The 18422-nt window shown below is 64.8% G+C and carries 19 protein-coding genes; 6 read left to right on the top strand and 13 right to left on the bottom strand.

What is annotated here, in order from left to right; all coding sequences use genetic code 11:
- Positions 1 to 51 precede the first annotated feature (51 nt).
- Entirely contained in the window at positions 52 to 1251 is a 1200-nt protein-coding gene (locus ACV22W_RS32515) for an amino acid aminotransferase (protein ID WP_059535557.1), read from the bottom strand.
- 250 nt (positions 1252 to 1501) lie between these two features.
- Here ACV22W_RS32515 and uvrB point away from each other — a divergent pair, with 250 nt between their 5' ends.
- The 5 genes from uvrB to ACV22W_RS32490 all read left to right on the top strand — a co-directional run bounded on the left by uvrB (position 1502) and on the right by ACV22W_RS32490 (position 7046).
- Complete coding sequence (gene uvrB / locus ACV22W_RS32510) at positions 1502 to 3592, top strand: excinuclease ABC subunit UvrB (RefSeq protein ID WP_448023582.1); 2091 nt, start codon at positions 1502 to 1504, stop codon at positions 3590 to 3592.
- A 219-nt stretch (positions 3593 to 3811) separates the two neighbouring features.
- Positions 3812 to 4363 carry an iron transporter gene (locus tag ACV22W_RS32505; protein WP_057929472.1) on the top strand — a complete coding sequence of 184 codons (552 nt, stop codon included), beginning with the start codon at positions 3812 to 3814 and terminating at the stop codon, positions 4361 to 4363.
- A gap of 55 nt (positions 4364 to 4418) precedes the next feature.
- The gene (locus ACV22W_RS32500) at positions 4419 to 4751 is read left to right on the top strand and encodes a cupredoxin domain-containing protein (RefSeq protein ID WP_448023581.1); all 333 of its coding nucleotides are present in this window, start codon (positions 4419 to 4421) and stop codon (positions 4749 to 4751) included.
- Positions 4752 to 4809: 58 nt separating this feature from the next.
- Positions 4810 to 5652 (top strand): FTR1 family iron permease, encoded by an 843-nt coding sequence (locus tag ACV22W_RS32495; protein WP_059535552.1) that lies wholly within the window; start codon positions 4810 to 4812, stop codon positions 5650 to 5652.
- Positions 5649 to 7046: a 4Fe-4S binding protein gene (locus tag ACV22W_RS32490; protein WP_059690425.1), complete on the top strand. Its 1398-nt coding sequence runs from the start codon at positions 5649 to 5651 to the stop codon at positions 7044 to 7046. Before ACV22W_RS32495 ends, ACV22W_RS32490 begins: the two co-directional genes overlap by 4 nt.
- 329 nt (positions 7047 to 7375) lie before the next feature.
- Here the strand turns inward: ACV22W_RS32490 and hemP are convergent, their stop codons facing one another.
- The 3 genes from hemP to ACV22W_RS32475 form a co-directional block, all read right to left on the bottom strand.
- A complete protein-coding gene (gene hemP, locus ACV22W_RS32485; protein WP_039322336.1) occupies positions 7376 to 7621 on the bottom strand; it encodes a hemin uptake protein HemP in 246 nt (81 codons plus the stop codon).
- A gap of 137 nt (positions 7622 to 7758) precedes the next feature.
- The gene (locus ACV22W_RS32480) at positions 7759 to 8241 is read right to left on the bottom strand and encodes an SRPBCC family protein (RefSeq protein ID WP_448023579.1); all 483 of its coding nucleotides are present in this window, start codon (positions 8239 to 8241) and stop codon (positions 7759 to 7761) included.
- A gap of 99 nt (positions 8242 to 8340) precedes the next feature.
- Complete coding sequence (locus ACV22W_RS32475) at positions 8341 to 9213, bottom strand: pirin family protein (RefSeq protein ID WP_448023578.1); 873 nt, start codon at positions 9211 to 9213, stop codon at positions 8341 to 8343.
- Between the two features lie 122 nt (positions 9214 to 9335).
- On the opposite strand from ACV22W_RS32475, the gene ACV22W_RS32470 reads away from it, so the two are divergent.
- Positions 9336 to 10313: a LysR family transcriptional regulator gene (locus tag ACV22W_RS32470; protein ID WP_448023577.1), complete on the top strand. Its 978-nt coding sequence runs from the start codon at positions 9336 to 9338 to the stop codon at positions 10311 to 10313.
- Positions 10314 to 10705: 392 nt separating this feature from the next.
- Here ACV22W_RS32470 and ACV22W_RS32465 read toward each other — a convergent pair whose 3' ends face one another.
- The 9 genes from ACV22W_RS32465 to ACV22W_RS32425 form a co-directional block, all read right to left on the bottom strand.
- Positions 10706 to 11134, bottom strand: coding sequence for an ExbD/TolR family protein (locus ACV22W_RS32465; protein WP_126228206.1), 429 nt, complete (start codon positions 11132 to 11134; stop codon positions 10706 to 10708).
- Between the two features lie 13 nt (positions 11135 to 11147).
- A complete protein-coding gene (locus ACV22W_RS32460; protein ID WP_059685449.1) occupies positions 11148 to 11879 on the bottom strand; it encodes a MotA/TolQ/ExbB proton channel family protein in 732 nt (243 codons plus the stop codon).
- 34 nt (positions 11880 to 11913) lie between these two features.
- Positions 11914 to 12645 (bottom strand): energy transducer TonB, encoded by a 732-nt coding sequence (locus ACV22W_RS32455; RefSeq protein ID WP_448023576.1) that lies wholly within the window; start codon positions 12643 to 12645, stop codon positions 11914 to 11916.
- Positions 12646 to 12862: 217 nt separating this feature from the next.
- Positions 12863 to 13099, bottom strand: coding sequence for a (2Fe-2S)-binding protein (locus ACV22W_RS32450; RefSeq protein ID WP_011885486.1), 237 nt, complete (start codon positions 13097 to 13099; stop codon positions 12863 to 12865).
- A 149-nt stretch (positions 13100 to 13248) separates the two neighbouring features.
- Positions 13249 to 14112: a glutamate racemase gene (murI, locus tag ACV22W_RS32445; RefSeq protein ID WP_448023575.1), complete on the bottom strand. Its 864-nt coding sequence runs from the start codon at positions 14110 to 14112 to the stop codon at positions 13249 to 13251.
- A 37-nt stretch (positions 14113 to 14149) separates the two neighbouring features.
- Positions 14150 to 14626: a bacterioferritin gene (gene bfr, locus ACV22W_RS32440; protein ID WP_124629798.1), complete on the bottom strand. Its 477-nt coding sequence runs from the start codon at positions 14624 to 14626 to the stop codon at positions 14150 to 14152.
- A gap of 193 nt (positions 14627 to 14819) precedes the next feature.
- Complete coding sequence (locus ACV22W_RS32435; protein ID WP_448023573.1) at positions 14820 to 16343, bottom strand: fumarate hydratase; 1524 nt, start codon at positions 16341 to 16343, stop codon at positions 14820 to 14822.
- A gap of 34 nt (positions 16344 to 16377) precedes the next feature.
- Positions 16378 to 16983, bottom strand: coding sequence for a TIGR00645 family protein (locus ACV22W_RS32430; protein ID WP_448023571.1), 606 nt, complete (start codon positions 16981 to 16983; stop codon positions 16378 to 16380).
- A gap of 113 nt (positions 16984 to 17096) precedes the next feature.
- Entirely contained in the window at positions 17097 to 18014 is a 918-nt protein-coding gene (locus ACV22W_RS32425) for a DMT family transporter (protein ID WP_448023569.1), read from the bottom strand.
- Positions 18015 to 18422 lie beyond the last annotated feature (408 nt).

Genomic DNA, 18422 nt, shown 5'->3' with positions numbered 1-18422 from the left:
GGAGCGCGTTTTTTGTTTCGGCAGAGCGGGCCGCTACCCGCCGACGCCTGCTTACTTCAGGACCGCCGCGACCGCATTGGCGACCGCATCGAGGTTGCGCGTGTTCAGCGCCGCAACGCAGATCCGGCCGGTGCCGACCGCGTAGATGCCGAACTCTTCGCGCAGGCGATCGACTTGCGCCGAGGTCAGGCCCGAATACGAGAACATCCCGCGCTGCGCGTTGATGAAGCTGAAGTCGCGATCGACGCCGCTCGCCTTCAGGCGCTCGACGAGGCCGTTGCGCATCGCGCGGATGCGATCGCGCATTTCGCCGAGTTCCTGCACCCACGAAGCGTGCAGTTCCGGCGACGCGAGCACGGCCGCGACGACGGCGCCGCCATGGGTCGGCGGGTTCGAGTAGTTCGTGCGGATCACGCGTTTCAGTTGCGACAGCACGCGCGTCGCTTCTTCCTTGCTCGACGTGATGATCGACAGCGCACCGACGCGCTCGCCGTACAGCGAGAACGACTTCGAGAACGACGACGACACGAACGCATTCAGGTCGGCAGCGGCAAACAGACGCACCGCGGCCGCATCGGCCTCGATGTTCTCGCCGAAGCCCTGGTAGGCCATGTCGAGGAACGGCACGAGGTTGCGCGCCTTGACGACCTCGACGACCTGCTGCCATTGCGCTTCGGTCAGGTCGACGCCGGTCGGGTTGTGGCAGCATGCGTGCAGCACGACGATCGTGCCCGCCGCATAGCCGTTCAGCGCCGACAGCATGCCTTCGAAGTTCACGCCGTTAGTGGCGGCGTCGTAGTACGGGTATGCGACGACTTCGAAGCCGGCCGCTTCGAACAGCGCGCGGTGGTTTTCCCAGCTCGGATCGCTGATCGCGACCTTCGCGTTCGGGTTCACGGTGCGCAGGAAATCGGCGCCGATCTTCAGTGCGCCCGTGCCGCCCAGTGCCTGCGCCGTGACCACGCGGCCCGCGGCGATCAGCGGCGAATCGTTGCCGAGCAGCAGTTTCTGCACCGCTGCGTCGTACGCGGCGATCCCGTCGATCGGCAGGTAGCCGCGCGGCAGGCCGGCGTCGACACGCGCCTTTTCCGCTTCGCGAACGGCACGCAGCAGCGGAATCTTGCCTTCTTCGTTCGTGTACACACCGACGCCGAGGTTGACCTTGGTCGGACGCGTATCGGCGTTGAAGGCTTCGTTCAGGCCCAGGATCGGGTCGCGGGGAGCAAGCTGGACAGCGGAGAAGAGCGACATGATGATTCGGCAGTAGTGAAAAGAGGGTCAGGCTTTCAGCCGGCGGGGCGGGCGCAGCAGACCGCGCGCCAACGGGCACGGCGCCGGAAAGCGCAGCAGCCTGACATTGTAGCGAATTCACGCTGCCGAAGGCGGCGATCGCACGGCAAATTGCGATTTCGGGCGGTGGCCGCACGTCAGGAGCCGTCAACGGTTCGCAACGCCGCGAAGCGCTAGAATAGTTTTTTTGCCCTCGCTCCGGCCGCACTCCATGTCCGAACATCACGCCGCAGTCGGCGACGCGCTCGACGAATCGAAATTCGTGACCTTCGAAGGGTCGCCGTTCCAGTTGTACCAACCGTATCCGCCCGCAGGCGACCAGCCGACCGCGATCGAAACGCTCGTCGAGGGTGTCGGCGACGGCCTCGCATTCCAGACGCTGCTCGGCGTGACCGGTTCGGGCAAGACCTTCACGATGGCCAACACGATCGCGCGGCTCGGCCGCCCGGCAATCGTGTTCGCGCCCAACAAGACGCTCGCGGCGCAGCTCTACTCGGAATTCCGCGAGTTCTTCCCGCGCAACGCGGTCGAGTATTTCGTGTCGTACTACGACTATTACCAGCCGGAAGCGTACGTGCCGCAGCGCGACCTGTTCATCGAGAAGGATTCGTCGATCAACGAGCACATCGAGCAGATGCGGCTGTCGGCGACGAAGAGCCTGATGGAGCGCCGCGATGTAGTGATCGTCGCGACGGTGTCGGCGATCTACGGTATCGGCAACCCGTCCGAATACCACCAGATGATCCTGACGCTTCGCACCGGAGACAAGCTTGGCCAGCGCGACGTGATCGCGCGGCTGATCGCGATGCAGTACTCGCGCAACGAGCAGGACTTCCAGCGCGGCACGTTCCGCGTGCGCGGCGACACAATCGACATCTTCCCGGCCGAGCACGCGGAGTTGGCCGTGCGCGTCGAGCTGTTCGACGACGAGGTCGAGACGCTGCAGCTGTTCGACCCGCTGACCGGGCGCGTGCGGCAGAAGATCCCGCGCTTCACCGTGTATCCGTCGTCGCACTACGTGACGCCGCGCGACACCGTGATGCGGGCGGTCGAGACGATCAAGGACGAATTGCGCGAGCGCCTCGAGTTCTTCCACCGCGACGGCAAGCTCGTCGAGGCGCAGCGCCTCGAGCAGCGCACGCGCTTCGACCTCGAGATGCTGCAGGAGCTCGGCTTCTGCAAGGGCATCGAGAACTACTCGCGGCACTTCTCGGGCGCCGCGCCCGGCGAGCCGCCGCCGACGCTCGTCGACTACCTGCCGCCCGACGCGCTGATGCTGCTCGACGAATCGCACGTGTTGATCGGCCAGCTGAACGGCATGTACAACGGCGACCGCGCGCGCAAGGAAAACCTCGTCAACTATGGCTTCCGGCTGCCGTCGGCGCTGGACAACCGGCCGCTCAAGTTCCCGGAGTTCGAACGCAAGATGCGCCAGGTGGTGTTCGTGTCGGCGACGCCGGCCGACTATGAGCAGCGCGTGACGGGGCAGGTCGCCGAGCAGGTGGTGCGGCCGACCGGGCTCGTCGATCCGGAAATCGAAGTGCGCCCGGCAAGCTCGCAGGTCGACGACGTGCTGACCGAGATCAACGCGCGCGTGAACGCCGGCGAGCGCGTGCTGATCACCGTGCTGACGAAGAGGATGGCCGAGCAGCTCACCGAGTTCCTGGCCGACCACGGCGTCAAGGTGCGCTACCTGCATAGCGACATCGACACGGTGGAGCGGGTCGAGATCATCCGCGACTTGCGGCTCGGCACCTTCGACGTGCTGGTCGGGATCAACCTGCTGCGCGAAGGCCTCGACATTCCGGAGGTGTCGCTCGTCGCGATTCTCGACGCCGACAAGGAAGGCTTCCTGCGCGCCGAACGCTCGCTGATCCAGACGATCGGCCGCGCGGCACGGAACGTGAACGGCAAGGCGATCCTCTACGCCGACACGATGACCGAATCGATGAAGCGCGCGATCGGCGAGACCGAGCGGCGCCGCGCGAAGCAGATCGCGCACAACGAGAAGATGGGCATCACGCCGCGCGGCGTCGTGAAGCGCATCAAGGACATCATCGACGGCGTGTACAACGCCGACGACGCGCGCGCCGAGCTGAAGGAGGCGCAGCAACGCGCGAAGTTCGAGGACATGTCGGAAAAGCAGATCGCGAAAGAGATCAAGCGTCTCGAGAAGCAGATGGCCGACTACGCGAAGAACCTCGAATTCGAAAAAGCCGCGGCCACGCGCGACCAGCTTGCACTGCTGCGTGAGCGCGTGTTCGGCGCTAACGTGGGCGACCACGTCAACGGCGGCCGGTAAGTCTTTCCGAACGTCACTGAAACCTTCCGGTAACACCGTTGTAAGCCTTGTCGGATCAGGGGTTTACACGGTGTCTCGTTTGTTCCGAAGCCGGTTCGGTGCTAAACTTCGCAAGTATTGAGAATAGTTCGCATTAACGTTATTCGTTGCGTTAGTGTTTCCAGCACGCAGTTCTGATGGACGGCGCGCAAGTCACCAGACAAATAACAAGGAGTGTCCATGTTGGGTTCTTCGTTCATCCGCACGTCGGTTGCGGTAGCGGCGGCGCTTGCCGCGATGTCGGCCTCGGCGGCCGAATATCCGATCGGCAAGCAGCAGATCCAGGGCGGCATGGAAATCGGCGCGGTGTACCTGCAGCCGATCACGATGGATCCGGAAGGGATGATGCGCAAGGCGTCGGATTCCGATATCCACCTTGAGGCGGACATCCACGCGGTCAAGAACAACCCGACGGGTTTCGCGGAAGGCGACTGGATGCCGTACCTGCAGGTCACGTACAAGCTGACGAAGCAGGGCGACACGAAGTGGAAGGCCGAAGGCGACCTGATGGGCATGGTCGCGAGCGACGGCCCGCACTATGGCGACAACGTGAAGCTGGCCGGCCCGGGCAAGTATCACCTGACGATGACCGTCAAGCCGCCGATGCAGTCGGGCCACATGGCGTTCGGCCGTCACGTCGACAAGGAAACGGGCGTGGGCGCATGGTTCAAGCCCATCACCCTCGAATACGACTTCCCGTTCGCCGGCATCGGCAAGAAGGGCGGGTACTGATTGGTGGCATCACGGACGGCGCGCTTCGGCGCGCCGTCGGCGCAGAGAACCCAGAATGAAATTTCCCCAGAAAATCGTCGCCGCAGCCGCCGCGCTGTGGCTCGCCGGCGCGGTGCATGCCGCCGATCTGCCGACGTTCAAGCTCGAAATGACGGACGGCAAGCTGAACCCCGCCCGCATCGAAGTGCCGGCCGGCCAGCGCTTCAAGATCGAGATCAGGAATACCGGCAAGGGCGCCGCCGAATTCGAGAGCGTGCAGTTGCGCAAGGAGAAGGTGCTCGCGCCGGGCGCCGATTCGTTCGTGGTCGTCGCCCCGCTGTCGCCGGGCGAATACAAGTTTTTCGACGATTTCCACCAGCAGGCGCAGGGCGTGATCGTCGCGAAGTAATGCGCTTTATCTGCGTGCGGGCGTACGCATGTCTTGCCCCGCGCGTCAGGAGGATTCAATGGGTCAGATCTTGTTCATCGTCTGGCGGGAGAGCGTCGAAGCGCTGCTCGTCGTCGGCATCCTCTATGCATGGCTGAAGAACGGCGACGACGACGCGCGCCGCGGCCTGCCGTTTCTGTGGACGGGCGTGGCGGTCGGCCTGCTGATGGCGGTCGGTCTCGGTGCCGCGCTCGTCGGCTTCACCGAAGTGCTGTCCGGCGACGCGCAGGACTATTTCCAGACAGCGATGGTGCTGATCGCGTGCGTGCTGATCGTGCAGATGGTGCTGTGGATGCGCCGGCACGGCCGCACGCTGAAACGTGACATGGAGCAGTCGCTGCAGCAGAGCACGCGCGATTCGAACTGGTGGGGCGTCGCCGTGCTGGTCGCGCTCGCGATCGCTCGCGAAGGCAGCGAGACGGTGATCTTCCTGTACGGCCTCGGTTTCGGTCAGTCGGGGCACGTGGACGCCAGCCAGATGCTCGCGGTCGTGATCGGTCTGGGCCTCGCGTTCCTCACGTTCTATCTGCTGCAGCTCGGCGGCAAGTACTTCTCGTGGCGGCATTTCTTCCGCGTCACCGAAGTGATGCTGCTGTTCCTCGGTGCAGGCCTGTTCCAGACCGGTGTCGACAAGCTGATCGACAAGGAAATCCTGCCGCTCGGCATTTCGCAGGTGTGGGATACGTCGTCGATTCTCGACGACTCCGGCACGTTCGGTTCGCTCGTCGCGACGCTGACGGGCTACCGCGCGCACCCGGCGCTGACCAACCTGATCGCCTATGCGGTGTACTGGGCGGTGGTCTGGCTGCTGATGAAGCGCGCGAGCCGTCGTCCGGTCGTCCCTGCAGGTCGCGCGGCATGAGTGTTGTGGCCGCAGCCAAGCCGGGCTGGCTCGCGCAGGCCGGTCAGTGGATGCAGCGCCACGGCGCCGTGATCCGCGGCATCCAATGGGTCGTCGTCGCCGTCTACGCGTTCCTGATCATCGTGCCAGCGGTATTGCCGCTGCCGGACGATTCCGCGCATCTATGGAGCAATCTCACGCTGATCGCGCAGTTCGTGTTCTGGGGCATCTGGTGGCCGTTCGTGCTGCTGTCGATGGTGATGCTCGGCCGCGTCTGGTGCGGCGTGCTGTGCCCGGAAGGCGCGCTGACCGAATATGCGAGCAAGTTCGGCCGCGGTGGCGCGATTCCGCGCTGGATGCGGTGGGGCGGCTGGCCGTTCGTCGCATTCGGGCTCACGACGATCTACGGACAGATGGTGAGCGTGTATCAGTACCCGCTCGCGGTGCTGTTCGTGCTCGGCGGCTCGACCGTCGGCGCGATCGTGATAGGCGTGCTTTACGGCCGCGAGAAGCGCGTGTGGTGCAAGTACCTGTGCCCGGTCAACGGTGTGTTCGGGCTGCTCGCGCGGCTCGCGCCGATGCGCTACAAGGTCGATGAGGATGCCTGGCGTCGCTCGTACAAGAACGGCGAGCACGGGCATCGCGTGATTCCGATCAATTGCGCGCCGCTCGTGCCGTTGCGCAACATGAAGGGTGCCGCCGCATGCCATATGTGCGGCCGTTGCAGCGGGCACCGCGACGCAATCGCGCTGTCGTGGCGCTCGCCGTCCGACGAGGTCGTGAGCCTCGGCGCGCAGCAGGCGAATCCGTGGGACACGGCGCTGATCCTGTACGGCCTGCTCGGCGTCGCGATCGGTGCGTTCCACTGGACCGTCAGCCCGTGGTTCGTGCAGATCAAGCAATGGCTCGCGGGCTGGCTCATCGATCGCGACATCACGTGGCCGCTCGAGACGAATGCACCGTGGTTCCTTCTCACGCACTATCCGGATCGCAACGACGTGTTCTCGTGGCTCGACGGCGGGCTGATCGTCAGCTACATCGTCGGCACGGGGCTCGTGTATGGCACCGCGCTGCTCGTGCTGCTGGCCGGCGCGACGCTGATGCTCGGCCGTTTCGACCGCGTGCGTCTCCATCATCTCGCACAGGCGCTGATCCCGATCGCGGGAGCCGGCGTATTCCTCGGGCTGTCGGCGACGACGCTGTCGCTGCTGCGGGCCGAGCACGTGCCGCTCGGCTGGGCAACCGACGTTCGCATCGCGATTCTGGTCGGCGCGAACGCATGGAGTGCCTGGCTCGCATGGAAGGTGACGGGGCGCTATGCGGCATGGCCGCGTCGACTGGCGGCATTCGCGTGGTTCGCGGCAGGCCTGGCCGTGGTCGACAGCGCATGGTGGTTGATGTTCTGGGGTTTCTGACGCGGTCTTGACGGCCTTGTGGCCGAGCTCCGGAGCAGCAGGCGAGCGTATTTCGCCGTCGGGCTCCGGAGCCCGCCGAAGCTGGAGCTGAAGCGCCGACAGCCGCGATGTCTTTCTCTTTGCATCCAGACGCACCAACAAAAAAGCGACACGTCGAAGGACGTGTCGCTTTTTTCTTCCTTGTGCGAGAACCAAAAAAAAGTGGCTTGGCTTGCTGCAACGGCTGCTTGAGTGTGTTTGCACGAAGGGGTCTAGATCTCGCGTGCAAGCCGTTACGCTGGCTACTGCCCAACACCTCTCAGGGAGGTGGTCCCCACAATACTCTGTCGTTACTTCGTCAGGATCAGCTTGCCGAGCCGCGTGGCACGCAACTGATACGTCTCTCCGTTGTGCGCGATGCTGATGTGGCTGTGGCCTTGCAGCAGCGCATCGCTGCTGAGGGTCCGGGTGCCGGCATCGCGGCTGCCGGCAGGTTTCGCCGGCGTCGTGACCGCCGCCGTCTTCTGACGGTTGGCGCTTGCGGTGCCGGTCGTGCGGCGCAAGGTCAGCGTGGTCGGGCGCGTGGTGTCGGTCATTCGGTTGATCGGTGACTGTCGATACGATGGGATGAATTCTAAATGATAACTATTCCCATTTACAAAAACTCTTTATCGATCGATATGACAAATTCGATAGCTTGAACCAAAGGGGCGGCCGCAGGCCGCCTCCGACGTCAGTGGAGCGGGTCGGGGTCCTTGCGTCCCTGTGCGTATTCGCGGATCAGGCGCACCGTGTCGATGTCCGACGTGCGATACGCTTCCTTGACGATGCCGTGCGTCTGGCGTGCTTCCTCGCTGTCGTCCGTGACGGTCAGCGTCGTGTGGTACTCGAAGCGCAGAAACAGTTCGTGATCATCGCGTTCCTCGATCGTCATCGTCAGCGAGCCGCCGATTTCGCCGCCGGCCGCATGGATGTCGTAGCGCACTTGCTGGTTCGGGGTGAACGTCACGCGGTCGCGCACGGTTGCATGCCCGTAGTGCAGCTCGCGTTCGAGCGTGGTGTCCGTCCGTTCATGGACGACACAGCTGTCGAGGCCGATCACGAACAGCTGCGGCTGTTCGGCGCGCAGCACGAGGCCTTCCCAGAGCTGCTCGCGGGTAAGGGACGGCACGGCCGGATCGTCGGAGTTGATCTGGATCAGATGTTCGAAGTTCAAGGGGACGGGTTCCTTCTGGTGGCGGTCGGCCACATGGTTCAAGCAGTCATTGTGACGCAAAACGCGCGGTTTCGCGGCACCTGCGGCCCCGATCGGGCGTCATGGCTCGATGCGGCCCATGCGGCCGGTCTGGTAGTCGACGACGGCCTGCCGGATCTCTTCCTCGGTATTCATCACGAACGGGCCATAGCGGACGATCGGCTCGTTGAGTGGCACGCCGCCGATCAGCAGCAGGTCGAGCGGCGTATCGCCGGCTTCGAACGTCACCGCGTCGCCATCGTCACCGTAGACGATCATCTGCCGTGCGTCGACTTGCTGCCTGTCGGGCCCGTAGCGGCCCGCTCCGTCGAGCGGATAGGCGAATACGCGATAACCTGCCGGCACCGGCTGCGTGACCGTTGCGCCCGGTTGCAGCGTGAAATGCTGGTAGAAGATCGGCGTGCGCGTCTCGATCGCCGCGCGCACACCGAATGCTTCGCCGGCGATCACACGGACCTGCGTGCGGCCGTCGGGCGACGTCGCGGTCGGGATGCGGCGAGCCGAGATCTCCTGGTAGCGTGGTGCGATCAGCTTGTCGCGCCGCGGCAGGTTGACCCACAGTTGAAAGCCGTGCGAACGTCCACCAGCCTGCGCGAACGCGGGATCCGGCATTTCGCTGTGCACGACGCCCGCGCCGGCCGTCATCCACTGCACGTCGCCGGGCCCGAGCGTGCCGGCATGGCCGGCCGAATCGCGATGGCGAAAGCGCCCGTCGAGCACGTAGGTGACTGTCTCGAAGCCGCGATGCGGATGGTCGGGCGCACCCTTGGCTTCGCCAGGGGCATAGTCGACGGGGCCCATTTCGTCGAGCAGCAGGAACGGATCGAAATCCATCAGCAGCCGGGTCGGGAACGGGCGGTGAACCACGAAGCCGCCGCCTTCGGTCGTGCGAAGCGCGGGGTACGTGCGGTCAAGCGAGCGAGCAGTCGTCATGCAGAAGCCCTCGGCATCATCGGAATAGCGTCATTTTTGAAACATAGCGCTATTATATTGGGCGCTTTACGGTCCGATTTGCGGCGGTTCGCAATGGATTGTTCTGAAATTGGAACGATGACATGAACATCGATGCACACAACCTGAACGACCTCATGTACTTTTCGCAGGTCGTCGAACACGGCGGTTTCTCGGCTGCGGAACGCGTGCTCGGTATCTCGAAATCGCGCCTGTCGCGGCGCCTGACCGAACTCGAGGCGGCGCTCGGCGTGCGCCTGCTGCAGCGCTCGACGCGCAAGCTCGCGCTGACCGAGGCGGGCGAGCTGTTCTATCAGCATTGCCAGGCGATGCTCGCCGAAGCCCAGGCCGCGATGAACGCCGTGCAGCAACTGCGCGCGTCGCCGCGCGGCTCGGTGCGCGTGAGCGTCCCGGTGACGTTGTCGCAGACGATGCTGTCGCGCATCCTCCCCGAATTCCTCCACCGCTATCCCGAGGTGAAGGTGCACATCCGTGTGACGAATCGCGTGATCGACCTGTTCGAGGATTCGGTCGACGTTGCGTTGCGCGTGCGCTCGGAGCCGCCGCAGAACGCGAACATCGTCGTGCGGCCGCTGTGGCGGACCGAGCAGATGCTGGTCGGTGCGCCGAGCCTGCTGAACCAGAATGCGCCGCCGCTGGTGCCGGACGATCTGGCGCACTTCGAGACGCTCGATACGCCGAGCGTCGATGGACGGCACGTGTTCAACCTGATCGCCCCAGACGGCACGCGTCACATGCACGAGCACGATCCGCGGCTCGTGACGGCCGATCTGATGACGATCCGCGAGGCCGTGCTCGACGGCCTCGGCATCGCGGCGCTGCCCGAGATGATGTACGGCAATGCGTTGCGTGCGGGGCAGTTGTCGCCGGTGATGCCCGGCTGGACGCTGCCGGTGCCGCAACTCTATGCGGTGTTCGTGTCGCGGCAGGGCATGCCGCCCGCGGTGCGCGCGTTCGTCGACTATCTGGTCGAGAAGCTCGACCACGGCGAATACAAGCAGCCGGGGTGCCCCGAGCGCGCGAAGCAGGACGCGGCGGCGGCCGATGCTTCGGCCACCTGAATGCAAGATGCGCGTCGTGGCAAATTTGTTTTGTCATTGAAGCGCCGCCGGCAATCGCAAGTTTCAATCGCCGGGACCTTGAATGCATACGCGGGCAGGCCTATATTGAAATCCCATTTCGCGAAGGAAGTTCTGAGCGGAATCCGGTGGCCGCATATGTTGCGAGCCAGATAGGGCAGAACGCGCAATCCGTGCAGACCACGGTAGCCGCATTTGCGTTGCTCGAGGCGCAACCGATACCGCCGAAGAGCCCGCCGCCCGAAGGCGCCCGCGTGCGCATGAAAAAAGGCCTTCATCTGGCGATGAAGGCCTTTTACTTTGGGTGCGGCCGGCGAGGTGCGGCCGGCGAGGTGCGGCGGGCGAGGTGCGGCCGGCGAGACAACGCGCGTGCGTTACTTCGCCTTCGCAGTCGGCGCCGTCACGAAGCCGAGCTTCGTCAGGCCGCCGGCCTGCGCATCAGACATCACTTCGGCCACACGCTCGTACGCAACCTTGCGATCGGCGCGCAGGTGCAACTCCGGTTGCGGCTGATGCTGTGCCGCTTCCGCAATGTGCGCTTGCAACTGCTCCCGCGTGACCGTCTGGTCGTTCCACAGGATCGTGCCGTTGCCCTGGATCGCGACGTCGACCGTCTGCGGCTTTTCGTCGACGGGCTGGCTGCTCGCGTGCGGCAGGTCGATCTTGACCGCGTGCTGCATCGCCGGAATCGTCACGAGGAAAATGATCAGGAGTACGAGCATGACGTCGACGAGCGGCGTCATGTTGATCTCGCTCATCACGCCATCGTCGTCGTCATCGCTGAAGCCGGTGTTCATTGCCATGTTTCACTCCGTCTCAGCTGGCGCGCGAAGCAAGGCGCAGGCCGTCGCGGGTCGACGACGACGCGAGGCGCGCGCCCGTCACGAAGTATGCGTGCAGGCCGTGCGCGAAACGGCGCAGCTTGCTGACGACACCCTTGTTCGCACGGGTCAGTGCGTTGTAGCCGAGCACTGCGGGAATCGCGACGAACAGGCCGAAGGCCGTCATGATCAGCGACTCGCCGACCGGACCCGCGACCTGGTCGATCGACGTCTGGCCGGTTGCGCCGATCGCGAGCAGCGCGTGGTAGATGCCCCAGACCGTGCCGAACAGGCCGACGAACGGCGCCGTGCTGCCGATCGACGCGAGAATCGCGAGACCGGCCTGCATGCGCGAGATGCCTTCGTCCATCGTGTCCTTCAGGCAGCGCGTGACCCAGTCCGACACGTCCATGCGGTCGTGCAGGTGCGGTTGCGTCTGATGGTGGTGATCGGCGGCTTCCTTGCCCGACAGCGCGAGCGCGAGGAACGGGTTGTCGCTCGGCGTCGATGCGGCGAGACCGAGCTTCTTGATGCCGTCGTCGAAATCGTCCGAATGCCAGAACGCCTGCTCGGCATTCTTCGTGAGACGGTTCAGGCGAACCACGTTCCAGCCCTTGACGATGATCACGATCCACGACAGGACCGACATCACGAGCAGCGTGATCGCGATGGCGCGCGTGACGAAATCACCTTGCGCCCAGACGTGCGCGATACCGTAGCTTTGCATTTTTGTTTCCTTTGAATCTTTCGAATGAGGCGGGTTAATCGTCGAGCGTGAAGTTGAAGGGCAGCGTATGGGCGGCGCGGATCGCTTGCCCGTTCTCGAGGTACGGTGGGCAGGTGCTGGCGCGCGTCGCATCCAGCGCTGCCTCGTCGAGGCGCGGATAGCCGCTGCTCTTTTGCAACTCGACGCTTTCGATCTTGCCCGTCAAGCCGATGACGAAGTGAACATAGGCCGTGCCCGTTTCGCCACGGCGACGCGACATCGACGGATAGGTGGGCTTCACGAAGCTGCACTTGAGCGCCGATACGTTCTTCGGTGCGCTGACTTGCAGCGGCTCACGGGCCGGACCGGGCGCGGCCGCCGGCGCGGCGGGGGCGGCGGCGGGTGCGGTGGGCGCAGGTGTCGGATCGGCTGCCGGGGCGGGCGTCGGAGACGGCGATTGTGCGACCGGCTGAGGCGTCGGCTTGACTGCTTTCTGTACCGGTTTCGGTTCGACCTTCGGCTTGACGCGCGGCGTGAGCTTCGGTGGCGCGGGTTGCGCAACCGATTCGACCGCGACCGGCTGAGCGGCCGGCGCAGGCGGGATGAGCTGCGCGGTGATCGACTGGACTTCGACCGTCTTCGGCGGCGGCGCGTTGCGATGGAGCCACGCGGCCGTCAGCATGATCGCATGTGCGGCAAGCACACCGACCGCGACGGTGATGACCCGGGGATTCATACGTGGGGCAGCCGGCAGGACGCCGGCAGGAGCGGATTGCGAAGCCTGCATGTTAGCTTGAAAGGACGACGTCGCACCCGGGGCGCGGCGGGTGAATCGGTATTACTTGCGGAAGATCAGCAGCGAGATGCAAACGGTGGTCACAAATCCAATCAGCAATTCCATGACAGGCTCCTTGGCAGGTAAGCCGCTGGCTCGCGCGGAAGGTGGCTTGCTGACGGTCGGACATCAAATGCGGCCGCAGCCGCACGGGTACGCTCGGCGCCGCTCAGGCGGCCTTGCGGTCGTAGAACGTCACCGGAATCGGATGAGCGTGATGCTCGACGCCGCACCGGCTCGCGCAGACGCCTTGCTCGGCCATGAGGTCGCGGACGGACTCCTCGCACTTGCCGCAGCAGGTGGCCACGCCAAGTTCGAACTGGAGTTCATCGAAAGAACTCACACCCTCGGCGAGGGACGCGCGAATCTTGCGGTCGGAAACAGACTTGCACACGCAGACGATCATGATGAGTTGCGATAGCTAACGTTAATGCGAATTATTATCATTAAATTTGCAGACGTTGACAAGCCTGGTTCGGCTTTTTTTAAGGTCATCGGACCCTTGAACCGGGAGGCGGAGCGGGAGAGGGCGAACCGGCGGCATGCCGGCCCGCGTCAGACGGTCGCGCAGGCGCGCGCGTTCGGCGAGGAAATGGTGACGGATTCGACCGGCGCGTCGAGGCCGAGCAGCGACGATGCGAGGGCGCGCAGTTGCAGGCCGTCGCTCGTCGAACAGAAGCGTGGCGGCGCGGCATGCGTGCCGGCCGGCGCGCGCAGGCCGCGTTCGTCGAGCACTCGCGTGAGCTGCCGGGCGATGGCATCGCTCGTATCGACGATCGTCAGCCGGTCGCCGACAAGGTCACGGATCGTTTCCGTGAAGAACGGGTAGTGCGTGCAGCCGAGCACCAGCGTATCGGCGCCGTCGTCGAGCATCGGCTGCAGGTAGCGCGTGAGCAACGCGCGCAACGCGGGTGAGTTCGTGTCGCCGCGTTCGATCGCTTCGACGAGCCCGTGGCCGGGCTGGCAGATGAAGCGCCGGCCGGCGCCGTAGCGGTCGAGCAGCGCCTGGAAGCGCGGGCTGTTCAGCGTCGATTGTGTCGCGAGCACGCCCGCGACACCGGTCGCGGACAGCGCGGCGGCCGGCTTGATGCCCGGCTCGACACCGACGAGCGGTATCGCCAGGCGCTCGCGGATGGCCGCGATCGCGCGCGCCGTTGCGGTGTTGCACGCGATCACGAGCGCTTTTGCGCCTTCGCGGGCGAGCCACTCGCCGATGGCCAGCGTGCGCTCCGTAATGAATGCCTCGTCGCGTGGACCATACGGTGCATGGTGCGAATCGGCGACATAGACGAACGACTCGCCGGGCAGGTGCGCGCGCGCGGCACGCAGCACCGACAGGCCGCCGAGCCCCGAATCGAAGATGCCGACGGGGGCGGTGGGGCGGACCGCGGAGGCGGCTGGCGGGTTCGTCGTCGTCATGCCGAAGGCGAGGTGGCGATCGTGGCGGGTGTGGCGATTACTCGGGCGAACCCATCATCGTCTGCTGGTAGTTCTGCAGGCCGACCTTGCCGATCAGGTCGATCTGCGTTTCCAGCCAGTCGATGTGCTCTTCGGTGTCGTCGAGGATCTTTTCGAAGATCTCGCGCGACACGTAGTCACGCACCGATTCGCAGTAAGCGATCGCTTCCTTGCACGTGGACTGCGAGACCTGCTCGAGCTTCAGGTCGCACTTCAGGATCTCTTCGGTTTCCTCGCCGACCAGCAGCTTGTGCAGGTCCTGCAGGTTCGGCAGGCCGTCGAGCATGAACACGCGCTCGATCAGCCAGTCGGCATGCTTCATTTCGCCGATCGATTCGTCGTATTCGTGCTTGCCGAGCTTTTCGAGGCCCCAGTGCTTGTACATGCGCGCATGCAGGAAGTATTGATTGATCGCCGTGAGTTCGTTCTTCAGTTGGGCGTTCAGGTATTCGATGACTTTCTTGTCGCCTTGCATGGCTGTTCCTTGTTCAGTGGGGCTTCAGAAACCGAACGATAATCGCTCGAACGAGAAAAGCCAAGCCTCGAAGCCTTGTCGGGCCTGCCTTCTGCGTGTAATGGGAATCGGCTCAGGACAACGGGCCGCGCGCGATAACGAGAATGAGAAGTAAAAAGGCCGGACTTCGGTCCGGCCTTTCGTGCGAGCGCGCTTAAGCGGTTGCGACCGGGATCTTGCCGATCTTCGCCTGCCACTCCTTCGGACCGGTCTGGTGCACCGACGTGCCCGACGAATCGACGGCCACCGTCACCGGCATGTCCTGCACGTCGAACTCGTAGATCGCTTCCATGCCGAGATCTTCGAATGCGAGCACCTTCGCGCCGCGGATCGCCTTCGACACGAGGTAAGCCGCACCGCCGACTGCCATCAGGTACGCCGCCTTGTGCTTCTTGATCGCGTCGATCGCGACCGGGCCACGTTCGGCCTTGCCGACCATCGAGATCAGACCCGTCTGGGCGAGCATCGTTTCGGTGAACTTGTCCATCCGCGTGGCCGTCGTCGGGCCTGCCGGGCCGACCACTTCGTCACGCACCGGATCGACCGGGCCGACGTAGTAGATCACGCGATTCGTGAAGTCGACCGGCAGCTTCTCGCCCTTCGCGAGCATGTCGGCGATGCGCTTGTGCGCGGCGTCGCGGCCCGTAAGCATCTTGCCCGACAGCAGCAGCGTCTGGCCCGGCGTCCAGCTCGCGACTTCTTCCGGCGTCAGCGTGTTCAGGTCGACGCGCTTGCTCGTTTCCGTGTTCGGTTCCCACTGGACCTTCGGCCACGCGTCGAGCGACGGCGCCTCGAGCCTCGCGGGGCCAGAGCCGTCGAGCACGAAGTGCGCGTGGCGCGTGGCCGCGCAGTTCGGGATCAGTGCGACCGGCTTCGACGCCGCGTGCGTCGGCGCGGCCATGATCTTCACGTCGAGCACGGTCGCGAGGCCGCCGAGGCCCTGCGCGCCGATGCCGAGCGCGTTGACCTTCTCGTGCAGTTCGACGCGCAGTTCCTCGACCCAGTCCTTCGGGCCGCGCGCGATGATTTCCTGGATGTCGATCGGCTCCATCAGCGATTCCTTCGCCATCAGCATCGCCTTTTCGGCGGTGCCGCCGATGCCGATCCCGAGCATGCCCGGCGGGCACCAGCCCGCGCCCATCGTCGGGACCGTCTTCAGCACCCAGTCGACGATCGAATCGGACGGGTTCAGCATCACGAACTTCGACTTGTTCTCCGAGCCGCCGCCCTTCGCCGCGACCTGCACGTCGACCTTGTCGCCCGGCACGATCTCGTAGTGGATCACGGCCGGCGTGTTGTCCTTCGTGTTCTTGCGGGCGCCTTCCGGCGGATTGACGATCGACGCGCGCAGCACGTTGTCCGGGTGCGTGTAACCGCGGCGCACGCCTTCGTTGATCATGTCGGTGAGACCCATCGTCGCGCCATCCCAGCGCACGTCCATGCCGACCTTCACGAAGATCGTGACGATGCCGGTGTCCTGGCAGATCGGGCGCTTGCCTTCCGCGCACATGCGGCTGTTCGTGAGGATCTGCGCGATCGCGTCCTTCGCGGCCGGGCTCTCTTCCAGCTCGTACGCCCGGCCGAGGGCCTGGATGTAGTCGAGCGGGTGGTAGTAGCTGATGTACTGCAGCGAATCCGCGATGCTCTGGATCAGGTCTTCCTGTTTGATGACGGTCATGGCTGAGACTCTGTGAGGACTGAGGGGAATACGTTTATGCGTTGGCGGCGGCTTTGACCGATTCGCGAGACACGGCCGGGGCGGGCGCATGCGTCTCGTGGAAATGGGCCGGGTGGGTGTGGGTCGTCAGGCGGTCGACCCACGCCATCACGAGCGCCGACACGAGGAACGACACGTGGATGATCACCTGCCACATGATCGCGTGCGTCGTGTGCTGGTCGGGGTTGATGAAGGTCTTCAGCAGGTGGATAGACGAAATGCTGATCAGCGCCATCGACAGCTTGACCTTCAGCACGCCCGCGTTCACGTGGTCGAGCCACTCGGGCTCGTCGGGGTGGCCCTCGATGCCGAGGCGCGACACGAACGTCTCGTAGCCGCCGACGATCACCATGATCAGCAGGTTCGAGATCATCACGACGTCGATCAGGCCGAGCACCGCGAGCATCACGCTGATCTCGTCGAGGCTCGTCGCGTGCGACAGCAGGTGCCAGACTTCCTTCAGGAACAGGAACACATAGATGGCCTGCGCGACGATCAGGCCCAGATAAAGCGGAACCTGGAGCCAGCGGCTCATGAAGATCAGCGCGGGCAGCGGGCGCAGGGGACGACGGGTGGAGCCGGGCGAATGCGGGGCAGACATGGTGGAGGGTCGGGCGCTGGGCGCAGGTATCGGGGGTAATCTTGAAAAGGCGCGCTATTGTAACGCGTCGGCCGGCGCGACTGCAGCGACGCGCCGGGGCTGCCGGGGACGGATCAGGACGCGGCGGCCGGCACGCGCTTCCCGCGCAGGCTCGCGAGCACGATGCCGCTGACGACGCATGCGAGCGCGATGCCATGCGCGAGCGTCGGGCGTTCGCCGAGGAACGCGATGCCGTACGCGGCGGCCGCGACCGGCAGCACCGCGCTGAACACGCCGGCGAGGCTCCCTGGCACGTGCCGGATCCCTTTCATCCACAGCCAGAACGAGAAGATGCTGGCCGACAGCCCGTACCAGACGACGAGCGCCCACGTACCGGCCGGCACGCTCGCGTAATCGAAATGCCACAACGCCGTCGCGCCGAGCGGCAGCATCAGGCACAGGCCGAACAGATGCGTGTATGCGCAGATGTCAATCGGCACGAGCGTTTGTGTGAGCCGGCGCGACAGGATCACGTAGATCGATTCGCAGCACACGGCGCCGAGGATCAGCAGGTTGCCGGTCAGCGAGCCGGCCGAGGTGCCGCCGGCGCCGTGCGCGGACGCGCTGCCTGCGCTGCCGTTGGCGAGGTTGATCGTCACGACGCCGGCGATCGCGAGCGCGATCGACACGAGCGCACGGCCGTTCGGTTTTTCACGCAGGATCAGCCACGCGAACAGCGCGACGATGGCCGGGATGGTGCTCGTGATCACGCCGGCCGCGACCGCGCTCGTGCGCTGCACGCCATTGAGCATCAGCAGCGTAAACATGAAGGTGCCGAAGAACGCCTGCAGGAACAGGTTCAGCCATTCCGCGCGCCGGACGGCACGCATCTTCACCGGACTGAACAGCGGCCACAGCACGGCGATCGCGATCACGAAGCGCAGCGTGGCGAGGATGGCGACCGGGACGAAGACGACGATGGATTTGCCGATACCGACGTTGCTGCCGACAAACAGCATCGACAGGATGAGGAAGAGGGCGTAGCGATTCAAGCTGGAATCCGGGAGGCGAGTTCAGTTACGATTGTAGGGTCGCGGTTGTAACAGCGTAAAGCAGACCGCAAGGCGCCGCCGCGCGGCGAGCGAAACGGCGGTGTCGCGTAAGTGACGGGTAAGTTCGAGCGCTTATCGTGGATATCGCCGGGCCGTACATCCACCGTCTTGTGATGTGGTGCGGCGCAGCATCGCGCGCAGCCTTCGGGCCGCGCGCGGGTGAGTGGGAGACAGCGGCGCGCAAGCGCCGGCCAAGACGCGGCGCGCACGATCGCGCCGCCATGCAGAGGATTCATGTTCACCAAGGGGTAGTCGATGTCTGCGATTGAATCGGTTCTTCACGAAACCCGTCAGTTTGCGCCGCCCGAGGCGCTCGAGAAGGCGGCGACCATTTCCGGCATGCCGGCC

The organism is Burkholderia sp. AW49-1 (assembly GCF_053427845.1).
Note: the sequence above shows the minus strand (reverse complement) of the source record. Positions and strands in the feature narration are given on the sequence as shown.

What these genes read in the sequence shown, in the direction of transcription:
- ACV22W_RS32475 (WP_448023578.1), bottom strand. Translation starts at nt 9,213, where the DNA reads ATGACGACTGCTCGCTCGCTTGACCGCACGTACCCCGCGCTTCGCACG.
- ACV22W_RS32500 (WP_448023581.1), top strand. Translation starts at nt 4,419, where the DNA reads ATGAAATTTCCCCAGAAAATCGTCGCCGCAGCCGCCGCGCTGTGGCTC.
- ACV22W_RS32490 (WP_059690425.1), top strand. Translation starts at nt 5,649, where the DNA reads ATGAGTGTTGTGGCCGCAGCCAAGCCGGGCTGGCTCGCGCAGGCCGGT.
- ACV22W_RS32430 (WP_448023571.1), bottom strand. Translation starts at nt 16,983, where the DNA reads ATGTCTGCCCCGCATTCGCCCGGCTCCACCCGTCGTCCCCTGCGCCCG.
- ACV22W_RS32495 (WP_059535552.1), top strand. Translation starts at nt 4,810, where the DNA reads ATGGGTCAGATCTTGTTCATCGTCTGGCGGGAGAGCGTCGAAGCGCTG.
- ACV22W_RS32455 (WP_448023576.1), bottom strand. Translation starts at nt 12,645, where the DNA reads ATGCAGGCTTCGCAATCCGCTCCTGCCGGCGTCCTGCCGGCTGCCCCA.
- ACV22W_RS32450 (WP_011885486.1), bottom strand. Translation starts at nt 13,099, where the DNA reads ATGATCGTCTGCGTGTGCAAGTCTGTTTCCGACCGCAAGATTCGCGCG.
- hemP (WP_039322336.1), bottom strand. Translation starts at nt 7,621, where the DNA reads ATGACCGACACCACGCGCCCGACCACGCTGACCTTGCGCCGCACGACC.
- murI (WP_448023575.1), bottom strand. Translation starts at nt 14,112, where the DNA reads ATGACGACGACGAACCCGCCAGCCGCCTCCGCGGTCCGCCCCACCGCC.
- ACV22W_RS32465 (WP_126228206.1), bottom strand. Translation starts at nt 11,134, where the DNA reads ATGGCAATGAACACCGGCTTCAGCGATGACGACGACGATGGCGTGATG.
- ACV22W_RS32435 (WP_448023573.1), bottom strand. Translation starts at nt 16,343, where the DNA reads ATGACCGTCATCAAACAGGAAGACCTGATCCAGAGCATCGCGGATTCG.
- bfr (WP_124629798.1), bottom strand. Translation starts at nt 14,626, where the DNA reads ATGCAAGGCGACAAGAAAGTCATCGAATACCTGAACGCCCAACTGAAG.
- uvrB (WP_448023582.1), top strand. Translation starts at nt 1,502, where the DNA reads ATGTCCGAACATCACGCCGCAGTCGGCGACGCGCTCGACGAATCGAAA.
- ACV22W_RS32505 (WP_057929472.1), top strand. Translation starts at nt 3,812, where the DNA reads ATGTTGGGTTCTTCGTTCATCCGCACGTCGGTTGCGGTAGCGGCGGCG.
- ACV22W_RS32515 (WP_059535557.1), bottom strand. Translation starts at nt 1,251, where the DNA reads ATGTCGCTCTTCTCCGCTGTCCAGCTTGCTCCCCGCGACCCGATCCTG.
- ACV22W_RS32470 (WP_448023577.1), top strand. Translation starts at nt 9,336, where the DNA reads ATGAACATCGATGCACACAACCTGAACGACCTCATGTACTTTTCGCAG.
- ACV22W_RS32460 (WP_059685449.1), bottom strand. Translation starts at nt 11,879, where the DNA reads ATGCAAAGCTACGGTATCGCGCACGTCTGGGCGCAAGGTGATTTCGTC.